This is a genomic window from Variovorax sp. GW823-FHT04B03, from assembly GCF_058796495.1.
Map to the genome: position 1 here is coordinate 684,827 of NZ_JBXAIT010000002.1, position 17,478 is coordinate 702,304.

The 17,478-nt window shown below is 70.8% G+C and carries 15 protein-coding genes and 1 riboswitch; of the genes, 5 read left to right on the forward strand and 10 right to left on the reverse strand.

Annotation, left to right across the window (positions count from 1 at the left end; translation table 11 throughout):
* The first annotated feature begins 249 nt into the window (after window positions 1-249).
* Genes AC1RAD_RS11990 through AC1RAD_RS12010 form a run of 5 tightly spaced genes read left to right on the forward strand, consistent with a single transcriptional unit; the run spans window position 250 to window position 4,581 of the window.
* Window positions 250-1,350, forward strand: a complete 1,101-nt coding sequence (locus AC1RAD_RS11990) for a GNAT family N-acetyltransferase (RefSeq protein ID WP_492734946.1) — start codon at window positions 250-252, stop codon at window positions 1,348-1,350.
* Entirely contained in the window at window positions 1,347-2,198 is an 852-nt protein-coding gene (locus tag AC1RAD_RS11995) for a PA4780 family RIO1-like protein kinase (RefSeq protein ID WP_492734948.1), read from the forward strand. The genes AC1RAD_RS11990 and AC1RAD_RS11995 overlap by 4 nt, the downstream gene beginning before the upstream one ends.
* A 22-nt stretch (window positions 2,199-2,220) precedes the next feature.
* Window positions 2,221-3,150: an ABC transporter substrate-binding protein gene (locus AC1RAD_RS12000; protein WP_492734950.1), complete on the forward strand. Its 930-nt coding sequence runs from the start codon at window positions 2,221-2,223 to the stop codon at window positions 3,148-3,150.
* A gap of 13 nt (window positions 3,151-3,163) precedes the next feature.
* Window positions 3,164-4,030, forward strand: a complete 867-nt coding sequence (locus AC1RAD_RS12005) for a GNAT family N-acetyltransferase (RefSeq protein WP_492734952.1) — start codon at window positions 3,164-3,166, stop codon at window positions 4,028-4,030.
* Window positions 4,027-4,581, forward strand: a complete 555-nt coding sequence (locus AC1RAD_RS12010; RefSeq protein WP_307693206.1) for an SET domain-containing protein — start codon at window positions 4,027-4,029, stop codon at window positions 4,579-4,581. Before AC1RAD_RS12005 ends, AC1RAD_RS12010 begins: the two co-directional genes overlap by 4 nt.
* A gap of 22 nt (window positions 4,582-4,603) precedes the next feature.
* Here AC1RAD_RS12010 and AC1RAD_RS12015 read toward each other — a convergent pair whose 3' ends face one another.
* The 10 genes from AC1RAD_RS12015 to AC1RAD_RS12060 all read right to left on the reverse strand — a co-directional run bounded on the left by AC1RAD_RS12015 (window position 4,604) and on the right by AC1RAD_RS12060 (window position 17,419).
* Window positions 4,604-4,900: a DUF1090 family protein gene (locus tag AC1RAD_RS12015; RefSeq protein ID WP_492734954.1), complete on the reverse strand. Its 297-nt coding sequence runs from the start codon at window positions 4,898-4,900 to the stop codon at window positions 4,604-4,606.
* 90 nt (window positions 4,901-4,990) lie between these two features.
* Window positions 4,991-5,398, reverse strand: a complete 408-nt coding sequence (locus AC1RAD_RS12020) for a RidA family protein (RefSeq protein WP_492734956.1) — start codon at window positions 5,396-5,398, stop codon at window positions 4,991-4,993.
* A gap of 133 nt (window positions 5,399-5,531) precedes the next feature.
* The gene (locus tag AC1RAD_RS12025) at window positions 5,532-5,978 is read right to left on the reverse strand and encodes a vWA domain-containing protein (RefSeq protein WP_492734958.1); all 447 of its coding nucleotides are present in this window, start codon (window positions 5,976-5,978) and stop codon (window positions 5,532-5,534) included.
* A gap of 191 nt (window positions 5,979-6,169) precedes the next feature.
* Window positions 6,170-7,228, reverse strand: coding sequence for a magnesium chelatase ATPase subunit I (locus tag AC1RAD_RS12030; protein ID WP_492734960.1), 1,059 nt, complete (start codon window positions 7,226-7,228; stop codon window positions 6,170-6,172).
* Window positions 7,225-11,037 (reverse strand): cobaltochelatase subunit CobN, encoded by a 3,813-nt coding sequence (cobN, locus tag AC1RAD_RS12035; protein ID WP_492734962.1) that lies wholly within the window; start codon window positions 11,035-11,037, stop codon window positions 7,225-7,227. The genes AC1RAD_RS12030 and cobN overlap by 4 nt, the downstream gene beginning before the upstream one ends.
* Window positions 11,038-11,041: 4 nt before the next feature.
* Complete coding sequence (gene cobW / locus AC1RAD_RS12040; RefSeq protein ID WP_492734964.1) at window positions 11,042-12,106, reverse strand: cobalamin biosynthesis protein CobW; 1,065 nt, start codon at window positions 12,104-12,106, stop codon at window positions 11,042-11,044.
* Between the two features lie 113 nt (window positions 12,107-12,219).
* A complete protein-coding gene (locus AC1RAD_RS12045) occupies window positions 12,220-12,897 on the reverse strand; it encodes an energy-coupling factor ABC transporter permease (protein ID WP_492734966.1) in 678 nt (225 codons plus the stop codon).
* Between the two features lie 72 nt (window positions 12,898-12,969).
* The gene (locus AC1RAD_RS12050) at window positions 12,970-14,508 is read right to left on the reverse strand and encodes a PepSY domain-containing protein (RefSeq protein ID WP_492734968.1); all 1,539 of its coding nucleotides are present in this window, start codon (window positions 14,506-14,508) and stop codon (window positions 12,970-12,972) included.
* A gap of 10 nt (window positions 14,509-14,518) precedes the next feature.
* Entirely contained in the window at window positions 14,519-16,543 is a 2,025-nt protein-coding gene (locus tag AC1RAD_RS12055) for a TonB-dependent receptor (RefSeq protein ID WP_492734970.1), read from the reverse strand.
* Window positions 16,544-16,833: 290 nt separating this feature from the next.
* A riboswitch (cobalamin riboswitch) is annotated at window positions 16,834-17,116 on the reverse strand.
* Window positions 17,117-17,197: 81 nt separating this feature from the next.
* Complete coding sequence (locus AC1RAD_RS12060; RefSeq protein WP_492734972.1) at window positions 17,198-17,419, reverse strand: hypothetical protein; 222 nt, start codon at window positions 17,417-17,419, stop codon at window positions 17,198-17,200.
* Window positions 17,420-17,478: the final 59 nt, after the last annotated feature.

Here is a 17,478-nt window from a genome sequence, read left to right on the forward strand (position 1 = left end):
ACCGGACTGGAGGTGCGCGATGGAAGACACTGCTATTCACTCTCCCTCCCACGTACGGTTCGTCGGGTCGCATCCGAACTGCTGCTGAAGCGCTTTCCACGCTCCAGGTGCCGCTGAAGGCACCACCAGCCAGCCCGTTCGACCCTCGCGGTGTCCTGCCGCGACACGCCGTCCGATTCAGACAAACAACGCCACGCCGGCACACGAGTGCCGCGCGCGGTCCGTTCCCTTTTCGAATCAAGGCTCACCATGCTTGAAACCCGTGCCGCCGATGCGCGGCAGTTCGTGACTTCTCTTTTCGATCCGCAGCGGGCGTCCGCTGACGAATGGGCGCAGGCGCTGGCCTACTGGCGCCAGCGCCACGACGAAGACTTTCCGGGTGAGCCGCAGCCCGACGACGCCCACACCCAGCAGGACGTGCGCCAGCACACGCCGCTGCACGTGGTGCACCGCGCCTTCGCGCGGGACGCACAGGGGCGCATCGTCGGCAGCCTCAACATGGGCGTGCGCCGCGAAGGCTCGCCCGACTACGCGACCTTCGCGCCTTTCATCGACGTGTGGGGCGGCGTGCTGCGATCGCACCAACGCCAGGGCGTGGCCAGCACCTTGCTGCACCGGCTTCTGGCGCTGATGGAGACGCGCGCCCCCACCACCGCGACCTTCAAGGCCCACTTGCCGGAAGGCCGGGCGTTCCTCGCGGCCATCGGCGCGACCGAAAAGCACCGCAGCATCGAGAACCGCATGGCCTTCGACAGCCTCGACTGGGCGGCGCTCGCACGCTGGCGCGCCGACGCCCTCGCGCCCACGCACGGGCTGCGCCTGGAGATCCACGCAGGCCGCGTGCCCTTCGATCGGCTGGCCACGCTGATGGCGCCGCTGTCCGCGCTGCTCGAAGACGCGCCCACCAGCGCGCTGGAGCGCGCGCCCCTGCGCTTCGAGCTGGAAGGCTTCCACGCCTGGTACGCCGAAATCGACAGGCGCGGCGGCGAGCACTTTCTCGTGCTGCTGCGCGATGCCAATGACGAGGTGGCCGCCGTGTGCGACGCCAGCTGGAACCAGCTGTACCCCGACCGCATGTTCCAGCGCCTCACCGGGGTTGCCCGCCATTGGCGCGGCAAGGGACTGGCCAAGGGCGTGAAGGCGATCATGCTGCAGCTCGTGCGCGAGCGGCATCCCGAGGTGGCGATCGCCGTCACGCAGAACGCGGAAGTCAATGCGCCCATGCTCGCCATCAACCGCCAGCTGGGCTTTGCCGCGCACAGGCATGATGGCGCCTACCAGATCGGCACGGAAAGCCTGAGGGCCTTCCTCTCGACCCGCCCCCTGGCTGTGCCGGAGGCGCACGCATGAAGACACCCCAAAGACTGCAATCCCTCGTCGACGAAGGGCTGATCGACAGCGTCGTGCGCCAGCTCATGAGCGGCAAGGAAGCCATGGTCTATGTCGTGCGCTGCGGCGAGGAAACGCGCTGCGCCAAGATCTACAAGGAAGCCGATAAGCGCAGTTTTCGCCAGGCCGTCGACTACACCGAGAACCGCCGCGTCAAGAACACGCGCGAAGCGCGCGCCATGGCCAAGGGCACGAAATTCGGCCGCCAGGTGACCGAGGCCATCTGGCAGAGCGCCGAGGTCGATGCGCTCTACCGCCTGGCCGCGGCCGGCGTGCGCGTGCCCACGCCGCACAACTTCCTCGAAGGCGTTCTGCTCATGGACCTGGTGACCGACGCAAACGGCGACGCCGCCCCGCGCCTGAACGACGTGGCCTTCTCGCCCGAAGACGCGCTGCTGCACCACGCGAGCCTGCTCAAGGAAGTGATGCGCATGCTCTGCGCGGGCATCGTGCACGGCGACCTGTCGGAGTTCAACGTGCTGCTGGCCGAAGACGGCCCGGTGATCATCGACCTGCCGCAGGCCGTGGACGCGGCCGGCAACAACCACGCCAAGCGCATGCTGCTGCGCGACGTGGAGAACCTGCGCAACTTCTTCGGGCAGTACGCGCCCGCGCTGCTGCAGACGCACTACGGCGACGAGATCTGGCAGCTCTACGAGCGCGGCCTGCTGCGCCCCGAGACCGAGCTCACGGGCGCCTTCGTGCGCGAGACCGGCCCGATCGACCTCAGCAACGTGCTGCGCGAAGTGGACGACGCACGCGCGGAAGAAGCGGCGCGCCAGCTGCGGATGCAAGCGCCGCGACAATAGCGGGCTGACTCCGCCCGCCCCGATGACTTCCAACGCCCTGCCCCAGCGCCCCCCCTTTGCTTCCACCGCCTTCCGCCACATCGCCCGGGCCGCGGCCTTCGTGGCGCTGGGCCTCGGCCCGGCCGCGCACGCCGGCGCCATCCGGCTGGAAGACGACCGAGGCCGCGTGCTCGAACTGCAGGCGCCGGCCAAACGCATCGTGTCGCTGATGCCCTCGCTCACCGAGACGGTCTGCGCGCTAGACGCCTGCGACCGGCTCGTGGGCATCGACCGCCACGCCAACTGGCCGGCGGCGGTGAAGGGCCTGCCGCAGGTGGGCGGCATGGACGACGCGAACATCGAGCGCATCGTCGCGCTCAAGCCCGACCTCGTGCTGCTGCGCCCGCGCAGCCGCGCCGCCGAGGCACTGGAGCGCCTGGGCATCAAGGTGCTGGCGCTCGACGCCAAGACCCATGCCGACATGCGCCGCGTGATGGAAACCGTGGCCCGCGCCACCGGCAAGCCGGGCGCGGGCGAGGCCTTCTGGCGCACCCTCGATGCCCGGCTGAACGCAGCGCGCGCCCGCGTGCCGCTGAACTGGCAGGGGCGGCGCGTGTACTTCGAGGTGCACGGCGGCGTGGCGGCGGCGAGCGAAAGCTCCTTCATCGGCGAGACCCTGGCGCGCCTGGGCCTGGCCAACGCGGTGCCGGGCTCGCTCGGCCCCTTCCCCAGGATGAACCCCGAGTTCGTGGTGCGCGCCAACCCCGACGTGCTGATGGTCTCGGCCCTCGGCGAAATCTCGGCGATGGCGGGGCGCCCCGGCTGGTCGGCCATGTCGGCCATCCAGCGCGGGCGCGTCTGCAGCTTTGCCTCGGCGCGCTTCGACCTGATGATGCGGCCCGGCCCCCGGCTCGACGAGGCGGCCGACGCCATCGTGAACTGCCTCGCGTCGTTGGACGCGCCGCGCAACTGATCCGCAGCACGCCATGCATCTCGACATCGTTCCCGCCGCGAACTTCAGCACCGACGAACTCACCGCCCTGTGGAACCGTTCGTACGAAGACTACTTCGTGCCGATCGCTTTCGACCGCGCGATGTTCGAGCGGCACGTGCGGCGCGCCCAAGCCGACCTTGGCCTCTCGCGCGTGAGCGTCGTCGACGGTGAGGCCTGCGGCCTCTCGCTCGTCGGCCGGCGCGGGCCGCGCGCCTACCTCGCGGGCTTCGGCATCGCGAGCGCGCAGCGCCGCCGGGGGCTGGCGAAGCAGCTCATCGAGGCGCAGCTGCGCGACCTGTCGGCGGCCGGCGTTGCGCAGGTGCAGCTCGAAGTCATCGAGCAGAACCCCGCGCGGCAGCTGTACCAGCAGGCGGGTTTCGTCGAAACCCGCACGCTCGAGGTGCTCGAAGGCAGCTTCGAGCCTCGTGCCGATGCTGCCTCGACGGCGCCCGGCACCGACGCGCTCGCCGCCCTGCATGCGGCCTGCGCGACCGTCTCGCGCCCCACCTGGCGACGTGAATGGCCGACCGTGCAAGGCGCGCTCGCGCACGACGGCGCCGCAGCCCTCGGCGCGGCAACAGGCGGCTACGCCATCCTCCTGCCGCCGGCCTTGCCGCTGCACATGCTGCTGGACGCCGCCGCGCCCGACGAAGCCTCGGCCCACGCCTTGCTCGACGCGCTCGCGCAGGCACGCCCCGGCGCGCGCTGGCGGCTGGTCGACGAGCCCGAGGGCAGCCCGATGCACCGCGCCCTGGCCGCACGCGGCGCCACCGTTGTCATACGCCAGATCGAGATGACCGCGACACTCCAGCCCCAGCCCACCTCTTCTTCCGATTCCTCGCGCCCCGTCCGTTCATGAAGTCCCCCAAGCGAACCTCGTCCACCCCCTTCATCCGCGTGGGCCCCAGCGGCGTGCATGGCCTGGGCGCCTTCGCCACGCGCGACCTGCCGGCCGAAGCCTTCCTGGGCCTGTACGAAGGCCGCCGCTACACCAAACAGGAAGTCGCCTCCAAGCTCTGGGACGACCAGCTCACCTACCTGTTCACGCTGACGACCGGCGAGACCATTGACGGTGCCAAGGGCGGCAACGCCACGCGCCACCTGAACCATTCCTGCGAGCCGAACTGCGAGGCGGTCGAGGAGTACGACGAGGCGGGCGAGATGGTGCTGCGCTTCCAGACGATGGAGGCGGTGGAGGCCGGCGACGAGCTCTTCATCGACTACTCGCTCACGGCCGACGACGGCTCGCCGCCATCGAAGTACCCCTGCCATTGCGGCTCGCCGAACTGCCGCGGGACGATGCTGGCGCCGGTCGAGGCCGTGGCGGAAAAAGACGGGCCGGCCACAGCGGCCGATGTGGCGCCGGCTGCGTCAGACCCGCGCAGGCAACTCAGCGACCTGCCCTGGTGACCTAACGGCGAGCCGCCAAGGCTCAGGGCGACTCGCTCTTCACGCTGCGCAGTTGCGCCTCCGCGCGTTCGAGCTCGGTGCGCAGCGTGCGAATCTCGCGTTCCAGTTTCTCGATGCGCGCTTCGCGGCTCATCGGCGCCAGCGCCTGGCAGCGCTGCTGCAGCGCGCTCAAGGTGTCGGCCAGCTCGCGCCGGCGCAGCATCTGGCCGCGCGAACGGGCCAGGGCCATGTCGCGCTCCAGCACGGCTTCCTGCGCCTTGCACTCTTCGGCATTCAACGGCTGCGCGGCCGCCTCGGTTTGGGCAAAGGCGGCGGGCATGGCCAGGGTCAACGCAAGGGCCAGGAGACGGGGTTTCGGACGCATGCCGTACGGTACCCGAACTGCCTGGCGGAACAGGCCTTCAGCCCTTCAGGCTGCAGCTGTTCTGGCGATGCACTTGATCTCGATCAGCCAGTCGGGGCTGCCGAGCCGCGCCACCTGCACCAGCGTCTGCGAGATCTGCGGCTCACGGCCGAACATCTCGGCGCGCAGGGCGAAGAGCGCGTCGGCCTGGCCGAGGAAGCCGTCGATGTCGGTGACGAACAGGGTTTCGTCCACCACGTCGGCCATCGAGGCGCCGAAGGATGCGAGCACGCTGCGCACGTTGACGTAGGCCTGACGCACCTGCGCCGCGATGTCGCCGGCGCCGAGGGTGCGGCCCTCGCCGTCCACGCTCACCTGGCCCGAGAGATAGATCGTGTCGCCGACCTGCACGCCGTCGGCAATGATGTGCTTGAACGCGCCTTCGCGCACCACGCGGCGGGGAGTGACGGACATGGGGTTTCCTGGGTTTCGTTGGGAGCGCCGCAGTATCGAAGGCGCCACCTGCAGCGGTGCGCCACGCGGCGGATGCCCCTTCTCGTCCCAAGTCGATCCACGAGCGCCGAGGCGCGCCCCACGATCCTGTGATTCAGGCGCTGAGGTAGCGCGCGTCCCACTGCGCGGCCAGCTGCCGCGCCCGGTGCAGCGGCGTGCGGGCGCGCTCGAAGTCCATCACGCAGGCGACGTCCGCCGCGGCGGGGCGCGCGGGGCTTTCGTTGCTGCGGCCGTCCGTCAGCAGCCAGAGCCAGCGCTGGCGGGCCTCGTGCTTTGCCAGCAGCTGCTGCGCGCGCAGCACGCCCAACGCCAAGGGCGTGCCACCACCGGCCGCGATGGGCGCAACCCAGTCGTCGTTCCAGGCGCTGGCGCGGCGCGGCGGCAGGCGCAACTCGACCACGTCGCCGGCAAAGCACAGCAGCGCCACATGGTCGCGCCGCTGGTAGGCCTCCTGCATCAGCGCGAGCAGCTGGCCCTTGGCGCGCGCCAACTGGCCGTCGTGCCGCATGGAAGCCGAGCAGTCGAGCAGGAAGCAATGCAACGCACCGCTGCGCGCCTCCTGCGGGCGATGGCGCAGGTGCGCGGCCTGCAGCCGGTCCGCGCCGCGGGCGACGAGCGTGCGCGGCCAATCGAACGCGGTGCCGGGCGCGGCGGCGCCGTGCCAGGCGTCCCGTTGCGTGCCCTGCCTCCGGTCACCCTGGCGTGCGCCAGCGGGTGCGGCGTCCCGGAGGCTCAGGCTTTTTTTGGGGCGGCCTGGGACGCGGAGATCAGCGGGCGCAGCGGCTTCACGCGCTCGATGCCGACGGACTCGGGCGGCATCGCGCCCCAGTCGCCGTCGCCGGCATGACGTGCAGGTGCATCGCCCGGATTGCGGTGCGGTGCGGGTGATGCCATGGGAGGCGCCACCGCCGCATCAGCCGCCGGGTGGCGCCGGTGCAGCAGCACCGCCTCGGCGACGCGCTGCACGTGGTCGTCGGTGATCGATGCCGCGCCCTCCCACGCCGCGAGTGCACGCGCCGAGCGCAGCATCACGAGGTCGGCGCGCAGGCCGTCCACGCCGGCCGCGATGCACAGCGCGCCGACGGCTTCGTGCACCGCATCGCCATACGGCAAGGCCGCCGCGTCCGCCACGCGCGCGCGCGCACGCACCAGCGCCGCCGCGAGTTCGGCCTCCTCCTTCGCATGCGCCGCGCGAAAGCCTTGCGGATCGGCATCGAAGGCCAGCCGCGCACGCACGATGGCCTGGCGCTCGGTCGCGTCCTGCAGGTTGCGCAGCCGCACGCACAGGCCGAAGCGGTCGAGCAGTTGCGGGCGCAGCGTGCCCTCTTCCGGGTTCATGGTGCCCACGAGCACGAAGCGCGCGGCATGCCGGTGCGAGATGCCGTCGCGCTCCACCACGTTGACGCCGCTGGCCGCCGCGTCGAGCAGCGAGTCGATCAGCGCGTCGGGCAGCAGGTTGATCTCGTCGACGTACAGCACGCCGCCGTGCGCGCGCGCCAGCAGGCCGGGCGCAAACTTCAGTTCGTGGCCGGCCAGCGCCTGCCCGAGGTCGAGCGTGCCCACGAGGCTTTCGAGGCTCGCGCCCAGCGGCAGCGTGACGAAGGGCGCGCCGGGCAGCAGCTCGGCGAGTGCGCGCGCGGCCGTGGTCTTGGCGGTGCCGCGCGGGCCTTCGATGAGCACGCCGCCCAGCGCGGGATCGACGGCGGCCAGCAAGAGCGCCTGGCGCAGCTGCGGCTGGCCGGCGATCGCGGCAAAGGGGAACGGCACCGGCATCGGGGCGGCTGTGGTCATCGGGGGCTTCCTTCCATCTGCTGCTCGTGGTCGAGCAGCAGGTTTTCCAATTGGTCCTTGTAGTCGCCGGGCGACTGCCAGAGGCCGCGCTGCATGGCTTCGAGCAGGCGGTTGAGCATGTCCTGCAGCGCGCGCGGATTGTGCGCGTTCACGAACGCGCGGGTGGCCTCGTCGAGCACGTAGGCGTCGGCCACCATCGCGTACTGGTGGTCGCCCACCACGCGCGCGGTGGCGTCGAAGCCGAACAGGTAGTCGACCGTGGCGGCCATCTCGAAGGCGCCCTTGTAGCCGTGGCGCTTCACGCCATCGATCCACTTGGGGTTGACCACGCGCGAACGGATCACGCGGCTGATTTCTTCCTTCAGCGTGCGCACGCGCGGGGCCTGCGGGTTGCCGTGGTCGCCGTGGTACATCGCGGGCTGCTGCCCGCTCAGGTGGCGCACGGCGGCGGCCATGCCGCCCTGAAACTGGTAGTAGTCGTTGGAGTCGAGCAGGTCGTGCTCGCGGCTGTCCTGGTTCTGCAGCACGACGTTCATGGCGCGCAGCCGGCGCACCAGCGCATCGCTGGCGGGCACGCCGTCGCTGCCCTGGCCGTAGGCATGGGCGCTGCCGCCGACGTAGGCCTTCGACAGGTCGTCGTCTGTCTGCCAGTCGCCATGGTCGAACAGCGGCTGCAGGCCCGAGCCGTAGCTGCCGGGCGCGGAACCGAAGACGCGCCAGCCGGCCTGCGTGCGCGCCTCGCCGGGCGCCAGGCCCTGCGCTTCGAGCGCCGTGGCCTCGCGCAGGATGCGCGCGCGGATCGGGTTGCGCTCGGCGTCTTCGTCCTCCTGCGCGGCCACGGCCTGCACGGCGGCGTCGAACATCTGCACGGCATTGGGAAAGGCATCGCGGAAGAAGCCCGAGATGCGCAGCGTGACATCGATGCGCGGACGGCCGATGCCGACCGTTGGCAGCACTTCGAAATCGACCACGCGCTGGCTGCCCGGCGCCCACTTGGGCCGCACGCCGATGAGCGCGAAGGCCTGCGCCAGGTCGTCGCCGCCGGTGCGCATGGTGGCCGTGCCCCAGACCGACAGGCCCAGCGCCACGGGGTAGTCGCCGTGTTCCTGCAGGTGGCGTTCGACCAGCTGAGCGGCGGACTTGAGCCCGAGCATCCAGGCCGTGGGCGTGGGGATGGCGCGCGTGTCGACCGCGTAGAAGTTGCGCCCGGTTGGCAGCACGTCGGGCCGGCCGCGCGAGGGCGATCCGCTCGGGCCCGGCGGCACGAAGCGGCCCTGCAGTGCACGCGACAACTGACGCAGTTCTTCCCCGCCACACGCATCGAGCGCGGGCGCGAGACGGTGCGCGATGCGGCCCATCACGGCAGCGGTGCGCGGCAGTCCGGCCGGGCAGGCGTCCGCTTCGAGCAGTTGCTGCGCCAGCAGCTCCAGCCGCTCGCGCGTGTCGCCCTGGTGGCGCCAGGCCTCGTCGCTCACGGCCGCCAGCAGCGCGGGCCGCGCGCCCTGCCAGGGTTTCGCCGCGTCGATGTCGAGCGGGTCGAAGGCGTCGCCGGGCAGCAGGTCGGCCGCGAGCGCGCCGAGCAGCCCGGCGTTCTCGCCCGCGCCGTCGCCGGCCGGGTAGCGCGCGAGCGCGAGCAGCGTGTCGCGCCGCAGCCGGGCGCGCGGCGACTCGCCGAACACATGCAGGCCATCGCGGATCTGGGTTTCTTTCAGCTCGCACAGGTACGCATCGACGCGCGCCAGCACGGCATCGTCTTCCGCGCCCGGCATCCCCAGTTCTTCGACCAGGTGCTGCGCGCGCACGGTCGCGAGGATCTGGGCGCGCAGCACCTTGGCGCGGCGCGCGTCGACCAGCAGCGCGTCGTAGTACTCGTCGACCTGGCGCTCCAGGTCCTGCAGCGGGCCGTGGTTCTCGGCGCGCGTGAGCGGCGGCATCAGGTGGTCGACGATCACGGCCTGCGTGCGGCGCTTGGCCTGCGCGCCCTCGCCGGGGTCGTTGACGATGAAGGGATACACGTTGGGCAGCGGCCCGAGGATGGCGTCGGGCCAGCAGGTGGCCGACAGTGCGAGGCTCTTGCCCGGCAGCCATTCGAGGTTGCCGTGCTTGCCGACGTGGACGACCGCGTCGATGGCGAACACATCGCGCAGCCAGAAATAGAACGCGAGGTAGCTGTGCGGCGGCACCAGCTCGGCGTCGTGATAACTCGCATAGTCGGCCAGGCCCAACGGTCCCAGCGCGCGCGCGGGCTGGATGCCGACGAACACGCGGCCCAGCCGCAGCCCGGCGATCATGAAGCGGCCCTGGCGCAGCATCGGGTCGTGCTCGGGCGGGCCCCATTGCGCGTCGATGGCGGCGGCCATGCCCTCGGGCAGCGCCGCCAGGCGCGCGCGGTAGTCGGCGAGCGCGTAGCTCTGCCACGCGGGCCGCGCGGCCCACTGCGCGGAATCGTTGGCGATGCCTTCTTGCAGCGTGCGCATCAGCGCGTCGCCGTCCGCGGGCAGCGTGTCGAGCGTGTAGCCCTCGGCCTGCATCGTGCGCAGGATGGCCATCACCGAAGCCGGCGTGTCCAGCCCCACGCCGCTGCCGATGCGGCCTTCGCTGCCGGGGTAGTTCGCCAGAATCAGCGCGACGCGCTTCTCGTCGGCGCGCAGGCGGCGCAGGCTGCACCAGCGGCGCGCGAGCTCGGCCACGAAGGCGATGCGGTCGGGCTCGGGGCGGTAGCCGACCACCTCGGTCTGCGTGAGTTCGCAGCGGTGCGACAGGCCCTTGAAGCTCACGGCGCGCGTGACGATGCGCCCATCCATTTCGGGCAGCGCGATCTGCATCGCGATGTCGCGCGGGCGCAGGCCCTGGTTGTCAGCAAGCCAGTCCTCACGGTTGCCGCCGCTCACGATCACCTGCAGCACAGGGGCGTCGCCCGCGAGTGCCAGAGGCTCACCGCTTTCGTCCGAAGCGCCCTGCCCCAGCGCGGCGAAGGCGGTGGTGTTGAGCACGATCTGCACGTCGTGTTCGCTGCACAGCGCGCGCAGTGCGGACAGGCACAGCGGGTCTTTGAGCGAATCGAGCGCCACGGGCAGCGGGTTCAGTCCCTCGGCATGCAGCGCGGCAGCCAGCGCATCGAAGGCTTCGGTGTTGCCCGACAGCAGGTGCGAGCGGTAGAACACCAGCGCGACCACGGGTGCATCCGCATGCCAGCCGGCGCGCAGGTCGTCGATGCCCGCGACCGTGTGCGTCGCGTCTACGCCGCCCGGCACATGCAGCGCCACCTGCGGCAGGCTGCGCGGCGGCAACGGCGCCTCGCCATGGCCCAGTCCATGGAAGGCCACCGCGCGCAGGAACTGCGCCGCGTTGCCCGCGCCGCCCGAGCGCAGGTACTGCCACAGCTGCCGGCTCACGCCGCGCGCCACGGTGCCGCGCGCGAGCAGGTCTTCGTCTTCCTGCAGGTCGCCCGAGAACATCGCGAGTTGCTGGCCCTGGCGCTTCGCCAGCTTTTCGAGCTGCTGAAGCCCGTAGGCCCAGGCCGATTCGGCCCCCAGGTGATCGACCACCACCACGCGCGCATGCCGCAGCACCTCGTCGACGTACAGGTCGAGCGACGCGGGCTGGCGCAGGTGCATGAGGTTGGCCAGCCGCAGCGACGGATAGCCGGGGTCGGTGGCCGCCAGCGCCGTGCGCGCGGCGGCGAGCAGCGCGAGCGTGGTGTCGGCCGAGCTGAGCACCACGATGTCGCCCGGCGTCTGGTCGAGCCGGGTGACGACGCTCGGGTCGTCTTCGACGAAGCGGCCGGGCTGGGTGCTCAGCAGGTGCATGCGGTCAGGCGGGAACGGCCGCCACGCCTTCCAGTGCCTTGCGCAGCGCGCCTTCGTCCAGGTCTTCGCCGATGAACACGAGCCGCGTGCGCTGCGCCTCGCCGTCGCGCCAGCGGCGGTCGAAGTGGTGGTCGAAGCGGCGGCCCACGCCCTGCACCAGCAGGCGCATCGGCTTGTGCGGCACGGCGACGAAGCCCTTCACGCGGTAGATGGTGTGCCGCTCGACCAGCCCGCTCAGCACAGCGATGAGACGGTCCCGGTCCACGGGCGGCAGCTCGATCACGAGCGAATCGAACTCGTCGTGGTCGTGGTCCTCCTCGTGGTCGTGGTGGCTCTCGCGCAGGTGGATGGTGCTTTCGGCGGCGCGGCCCTGGCCCAGCAGCAGCGCGAGCGGCAGCTTGCCTTCGGTGGCGCCGACGATCTTCACCTCGGGCGGCAGCTCTTCGCGCACCAGGGCCTCGACCTGCGCGCGCGCGGCGGCGTCCATGAGGTCGGTCTTGTTGAGCACCACGAGGTCGGCGGCCGAGAGCTGGTCTTCGAACAGCTCGTGCAGCGGCGACTCGTGGTCCAGGTTGGGGTCGGCGCGGCGCTGCACGTCGACCTGCGCGGGGTTCGCCGCGAACTGGCCCGAGGCGGCGGCGGGGCCGTCGACCACGGTGACCACCGAATCGACGGTGAAGATGTTCGCGATGTCGGGCCACTGGAAGGCCTGCACCAGCGGCTTGGGCAGCGCCAGGCCCGAGGTCTCGATGAGCACGGCGTCGATCTGGTCGCGCCGCTCGGCCAGCTGCAGCATCACGGGCAGGAACTCTTCCTGCACGGTGCAGCAGACGCAGCCGTTGGCCAGTTCGTACAGCGCGCCTTCGCGCTCGTTGCCTTCGTCGTCGCAGCCGATGCCGCAACCGCGCAGGATGTCGCCGTCGATGCCGAGTTCGCCGAACTCGTTGACCACCACCCCGATGCGGCGGCCCTCGGCATTGCCGAGGATGTGGCGCAGCAGCGTGGTCTTGCCGCTGCCGAGGAAGCCCGTGACGATGGTGACGGGGATCTTGGCGTTGCTTTGTGTCATGGAGTGAATGCTTTCAGGCGCGCAAGGCGCACGGGGAATCGGGCGCGCGGCGCGTGCGTGGCGCACGCGCCGGCGAGCGGCACGCCCTCTTCAAGAGGGGCAGCCGGCGCGAATCAGACGGCGCTGTACAGGCGGCGCTCGACCAGGGCCGTGCCCTGCAGGCGGCGCCAGGCCTTGGCCGCGGCCAGCACGCCCAGGTCAACCAGCGGCTCGACCAGCACGACCGTCATGTAGGCCGCGCCGAAGCTGGCGATCTGGCTGAGGTTCTCGAGACCGGTGCCGCGACCGTAGAGCGCCCAGAAGCCCACCCACACCACGATGCCGCCCTGGTAGGCCACCGACAGCTTGAAGGCCTGCTGGTAGCTGATGTCCACATAGGCCATGTTCGCGGGAATGATGCGGCGCGCCAGCGCGGTGGTCGCGAACAGCGGCACGAGCAGGGTGGTGACGTTCATGCCGTACTGCGGCAGGTCGGGCGGTGCGAAGAACAGGCTCTGGATGAGCAAGCCGCCGGCCAGGCCGATGGCCGCGGGCGCGAGCCCGAAGAGCAGCATCAGCGTGGTGCCCAAAATCAGGTGCACCTCGGACACGCCCACGGGATGGTGCGGAAACACCTCGAAGAAGCAGAACACGAGCATCACGGTGAAGACCGAGCGCAGCAGCAGGCCGATGGGGCCGTCCTTGCGCAAGGTGTCGAAGGCGACCTTGCCTGTGTAAGCCAGTGCAGCCGCCCCCGTGGCATAGCTGAGGAAGATCTTGGATCCGTCGACGAGTCCGGGTTCGATGTGCATGCGCACCTCCTGAAATGCACCGCAGTGCGAAAGTTGATTGTTGGGGGATGGACTGGCTTGCGCAAGTCCCCGTCATGAAACCCGGGAGCCTTGCAGCCCCCGTTGAACAGGCGAAGGCCCTGGCTTGCGCCGCAGCCGCCGCCAGCCGATCACCACGCCGCTCGCCGAAGCGACGACGCCGATGACCGACAGGAACCACATCACCAGGTCCCAGGCCGGCCGGTACTGGATGAGCCAGGGAAAGTCGAGGCTGTGCGCGGCATTGAAGAGCCAGCGGCGCAGCCGCGCGTTGCGGTCGTTGCTGCCGGCCACCTGGCCGCTCGTCGGGTCGATGTAGAGCCAGCTGCGCGCGGCGTCGTCGAACTCGAGCCGCCACACGGGCAGCACGCGCGTGCGGTGGTGGCCGTACCAGTGGAAGTCTTCCTGCGTCTGCAGCGTAGCCTGCGTGATCGTTGCGCCGGGGCGCAGCCGGGCGGCGACGCGCACGATGTCCTCGCGGGCGATGGCAGCCAGTGCACCGGTCGTGGCATCGACAACCTGCACGCGGGCCTGCGCATCACGCAGTTGCAGCAGCGGCTTCCCGTCGAACCACATCAGCAGCGCCTCACGCGGTGCGGCAGCGCCCTCGCCTGCCGGCAGCACGGCCGGTGGCCAGGGGAACGGCGATGCGCCGGCGCCCGTGTAGCGCGCCATCGCGGCCGCATCGGCGGGCGCGCGCTGGAGCCAGCCGTTGGGGTTCATCGAGAGCCAGCCGCTCACGATCCAGGTCAGCACGAAGAAGCCACCGATGAGCCCGGCGATGTGGTGCCAGGCCATCCAGCCGGTGTACGGCGTGACCGCGCCGCTGCGAAAGCGCCGCCGCAGCCGGATGCGCAGGATGCCGATGACGATGCCCGTCACGGCCGAGACGATGCAGGCGGCCGACAGCCACACGACCACGTCGTGCCACAGCGGCGGGTCGGCGCGCAGCGGCGTGAAGTAGATCCAGTGCGGCACGGCGCCCAGCCAGTTCCAGAAGCGCTCGGTGCGCGTGGTGTCGCGCACCACCTCGCCGGTGCGCGAGGACACGTACAGCTCTGTGCCCGCCGCGTCGCCGACTTCGATGCGGTGCAGCGGGCGCAGCGGGTTCAGGCCTTGCGGCACGGTCCACTGGTCGCGCTCCAGCGTCTCGGCCCATCGTGCGCCGGGCTGTGCGGAGAAGTCGCGGGCGATGGCCTCGGCCCGCGCGGCATCGACCGGGCCGAGCACATGGCCGTCGCGCGCGGACACGGCATGCCGCCCGCCGCGCGCATCGACGATGCGCCACACGGGCTGCGCGTCGGTACCGGCCTGCATCTCCAGCGCCATGCGCCGGGGCGGCTGCGCACGCACCGCTGGCGGCAAGGCATCGAGCGCGGCAGCCGGCGCGACCACCGCCTGGTCGAAGCGCAGCGGGGCGAGCCCCGCGAGCCGCTCTTCGTCCGTGAGGTTCGGGTACCCCACGTACATCATGACCACGCCCGAGACGAACCACATGACGAACAGCAGGCAGCCGCCGATGCCCAGCCATCGGTGCGTCCAGTACAGCGCCCGCCGCAGCGGAGGCCATGTACGTTGCCATGCGGTGCTCATGCGGCCATGCTCAGAAGGTCACGAACGCCGACATCTCGAACGAACGCGGACGGCCCAGCAGCCACTGGTTGCCGCCGTTCGAGAACGAGACCGGGTACCTGCGGTCGGCCAGGTTGTAGGCGCGCAGCGCGAGCTTGAGCGACGGGTTCGCCTGCCAGCTCACGCCCGCGTCGGCCACGGTGTACGAACCGATCTGCCGCGTGTTGGCCGCATCGACCTGCCGCGCGCCGACGTGGCGCACGCCGAGCTCGGCCTCCCACTGCGGCAGGAAGCGCCAGTGCAGCCACAGGTTGGCCGCCACCTCGGGCACGCCGGCGGGCGTGTTGCCCGCGCGCGAGACCAGCGACTTGCCGACCGCCTCGTTGAAGTCGTCATAGCGCGCGCGCAGCCGCGCGGCGTTGGCTTCGAGGCGCAGCGTGGAGGTCAGCGCCAGGTCGAGCGTGGCCTCGATGCCTTCGGACGACTGCTTGCCGATCTGCTGCACGACTGTCGGGTCGTTCGCGTCGCGCGACAGCAGCTTGGTCTTCTCGATGCGGTAGGCGGCCACGCTCCAGGCGCCGCGGCCCTCGGCCAGCTGGCGCTTGTAGCCCACCTCGACCTGCTTGCCCACGCTGAGCTCGAACGGCACCTGCGTGGCGGACGTGCTGATGAGCCCGGTGAGCGGATCGGCCGCGCGCGCCACCTGCGCATAGAACGACTGTGCGGCGTCGGGCGCGTAGACCACGCCCAGGCGGCCGGTGGCGTACTCGAAAGTCTTGTCCAGGCGCGGGGCGCGGTTCTGCGGGTCGGTGCGCACGATCTTCGCGTGGTCCCAGCGCAGGCTGCCGACCACCGACCATTGCTCGTTGAAGGCCAGCTTGTCTTCGGCGAAGAAGGCGTAGGTGCTGGTCTTGGTCTTGTAGCGCGGCAGGTAGGGCGTGGGCGAGACGTAATAGCCGGGGTTGAAGACGAAGGCGTCGACCACCGAGCGCCCGCCATAGGGCGTGTCGCTCGAATTCAGGAAGTCGATGCGGTTGGCGTCGAAGCCCACCAGCACCTGGTTCTTCAGGCCGAACAGCGCGTGCTTGAAGGTGGCGTCGGTGCGGTTGCCGATCTGTTCCTGGTCGTGGCCGATCTCCAGGTAGTCGCCGCGCGTCACGCGGTTCGTGGTGGCGCTGTAGGTGTAGGTTTCGCTGTCGCGCCAATGGCGCTTGCTGTCCAGGCGATAGAGCTGGTTGCGCACGGTGACGGCGTCGTTGGGCGTCCACTGCGCATCGAGGCGGGTCCAGCGGTCGCGGTACTTGACCTCGGCGTCGTCGAGGTTGTAGTTCTGTTCGCGGTTCAGGCTGCTCAGGCGGCCGTTGACGAGCGGCACGCCGAAGTAGCGCTGCGGCGTCTGGCGGCCCTCGTCGTGCGAGAGCGTGAACTGCAGCCGCGGCGACACATCGAGCCGCACCGCACCGCCCACCGCCAGGCTCTCGGCCTCGCCGCGCTGCATGAAGCCGTCGGTCTTGCGGTGGCTGATGTCGAAGCGGTACGAGAGCATGTCGTTGATCGCCCCGCCGCTGCCGAAGGCGACCTGGCGCGTGGCGTCGGAGCCGACGGTCACGAGCGCCTCGTTGCGAATCGGGCCGCGCGTGGGCTTCTTGGGCACCACGTTGATCGCGCCGCCGATGGCGCCTTCACCGAACATCACCGAGGCGGCGCCGCGCAGCACCTCGATGCGGTCGGTCGACCAGGTTTCGAACGGGAAGGTGACGGTGCCCGCGCCCACATACAGGCGCGTGCCGTCGTACAGCTGCATCACCGAGCCGTGGCCGTTGAAGCCGCGCGCCGACAGCGACGAACCGCCGTTGCCCGGCGCGGGCGAGCCCGTGATGCCGGTGGCGCGGCTCGCGGCCTCGACCACCGACACGTCGCCGCGCGCGCGGATGGTGTCGCCAGTGAGCACCTCGATGCTGGCCGGCGTTTCGAGCGGCGTGAGGCCCAGGCGGCTGCCGGTCTGCGTGGGTTCGTCCAGGGCCAGCGGCGTGTGGCGGCTGGCTTCGACCTGCACGGGCGTGAGGCTGGGGCGACCGGTTGTGTCGCCCGATTGGGCCAGGGCGGGCCCGCATGCGAGGCCGAGCCCCAGCGAAAGACCTGAAAGACCCGAAAGGCGCGCCCGCTGCAGGGGTGGGCCCGAGCGATCGCGCGGTGGCGATGCAATGCGATTCATCCGACTTCTCCTGTGGCCCGCGTCCCCGCAGGCTCCTGACCGATCGCGGACGCCGAGGGAGAAGAGACGAGGGGCGGTGCCGTTTCGCGCGAGGGAAAAGCGGCAGGCCCGGACACGCACTCCCGCAGCATCCGAAGGCGGTTGCGAAGGCCGGTATCCGGGCTCGCGGAGTGCGTCGGGATGCAATGCATGCACCTCGGCGCCGAAGCCCTCGCCTTCCCACGCCGAAGCGCAGTGGCTGCCCCAGCGAAAGATCGCCGGGGCCTGAGGGTGTCGATGTCCGCTGACCGTTGCGGGGGCAGCGCAGGAATGGAAGGGTCGTTCGAAAAAACGACGCCTCGCACCTGCTTCCCGTTTAACCCCGCCGCCAATCCTGTGACTGGTCGTGCAGGGCACCTTCGAACCGTGGGGTGTTGGACGACACCGGTGTGAACCAATGTTTCCAACCGCCGGGATTATAGGGAGCGCCCTGCGGCGGCGCCCCTGCGGGCCCCGTCAGGCGGGCTTGCCGTCGGGCCCGAACAGCCGCCGCAGCACCGCCACGCCGGCCACCAGCGCATTCGAATACGTGGCGTAGGGCTCGTGGGCGGCTTCGAGCGGCACGTACACATGGGTGGAGTCGCCGGGCGAGCCGTCCACGGCCTCCATCAGCACCCAGTAGAACTCCCCTTCTTCCAGTTCGTGGACGGTGAGTGCGATGTCTCTCGGCGAAGGCATGACGGTCAGAAATGAAACAGGGAATGAACCCGCCTTTGAACGGGCCGGGGGCTGGCGCG

What these genes read in the sequence shown, in the direction of transcription:
- AC1RAD_RS11995 (WP_492734948.1), top strand. Translation starts at nt 1,347, where the DNA reads ATGAAGACACCCCAAAGACTGCAATCCCTCGTCGACGAAGGGCTGATC.
- AC1RAD_RS12020 (WP_492734956.1), bottom strand. Translation starts at nt 5,398, where the DNA reads ATGTCCGTCACTCCCCGCCGCGTGGTGCGCGAAGGCGCGTTCAAGCAC.
- cobW (WP_492734964.1), bottom strand. Translation starts at nt 12,106, where the DNA reads ATGACACAAAGCAACGCCAAGATCCCCGTCACCATCGTCACGGGCTTC.
- AC1RAD_RS12045 (WP_492734966.1), bottom strand. Translation starts at nt 12,897, where the DNA reads ATGCACATCGAACCCGGACTCGTCGACGGATCCAAGATCTTCCTCAGC.
- AC1RAD_RS12005 (WP_492734952.1), top strand. Translation starts at nt 3,164, where the DNA reads ATGCATCTCGACATCGTTCCCGCCGCGAACTTCAGCACCGACGAACTC.
- AC1RAD_RS12010 (WP_307693206.1), top strand. Translation starts at nt 4,027, where the DNA reads ATGAAGTCCCCCAAGCGAACCTCGTCCACCCCCTTCATCCGCGTGGGC.
- AC1RAD_RS12015 (WP_492734954.1), bottom strand. Translation starts at nt 4,900, where the DNA reads ATGCCCGCCGCCTTTGCCCAAACCGAGGCGGCCGCGCAGCCGTTGAAT.
- cobN (WP_492734962.1), bottom strand. Translation starts at nt 11,037, where the DNA reads ATGCACCTGCTGAGCACCCAGCCCGGCCGCTTCGTCGAAGACGACCCG.
- AC1RAD_RS11990 (WP_492734946.1), top strand. Translation starts at nt 250, where the DNA reads ATGCTTGAAACCCGTGCCGCCGATGCGCGGCAGTTCGTGACTTCTCTT.
- AC1RAD_RS12000 (WP_492734950.1), top strand. Translation starts at nt 2,221, where the DNA reads ATGACTTCCAACGCCCTGCCCCAGCGCCCCCCCTTTGCTTCCACCGCC.
- AC1RAD_RS12030 (WP_492734960.1), bottom strand. Translation starts at nt 7,228, where the DNA reads ATGACCACAGCCGCCCCGATGCCGGTGCCGTTCCCCTTTGCCGCGATC.
- AC1RAD_RS12060 (WP_492734972.1), bottom strand. Translation starts at nt 17,419, where the DNA reads ATGCCTTCGCCGAGAGACATCGCACTCACCGTCCACGAACTGGAAGAA.
- AC1RAD_RS12050 (WP_492734968.1), bottom strand. Translation starts at nt 14,508, where the DNA reads ATGAGCACCGCATGGCAACGTACATGGCCTCCGCTGCGGCGGGCGCTG.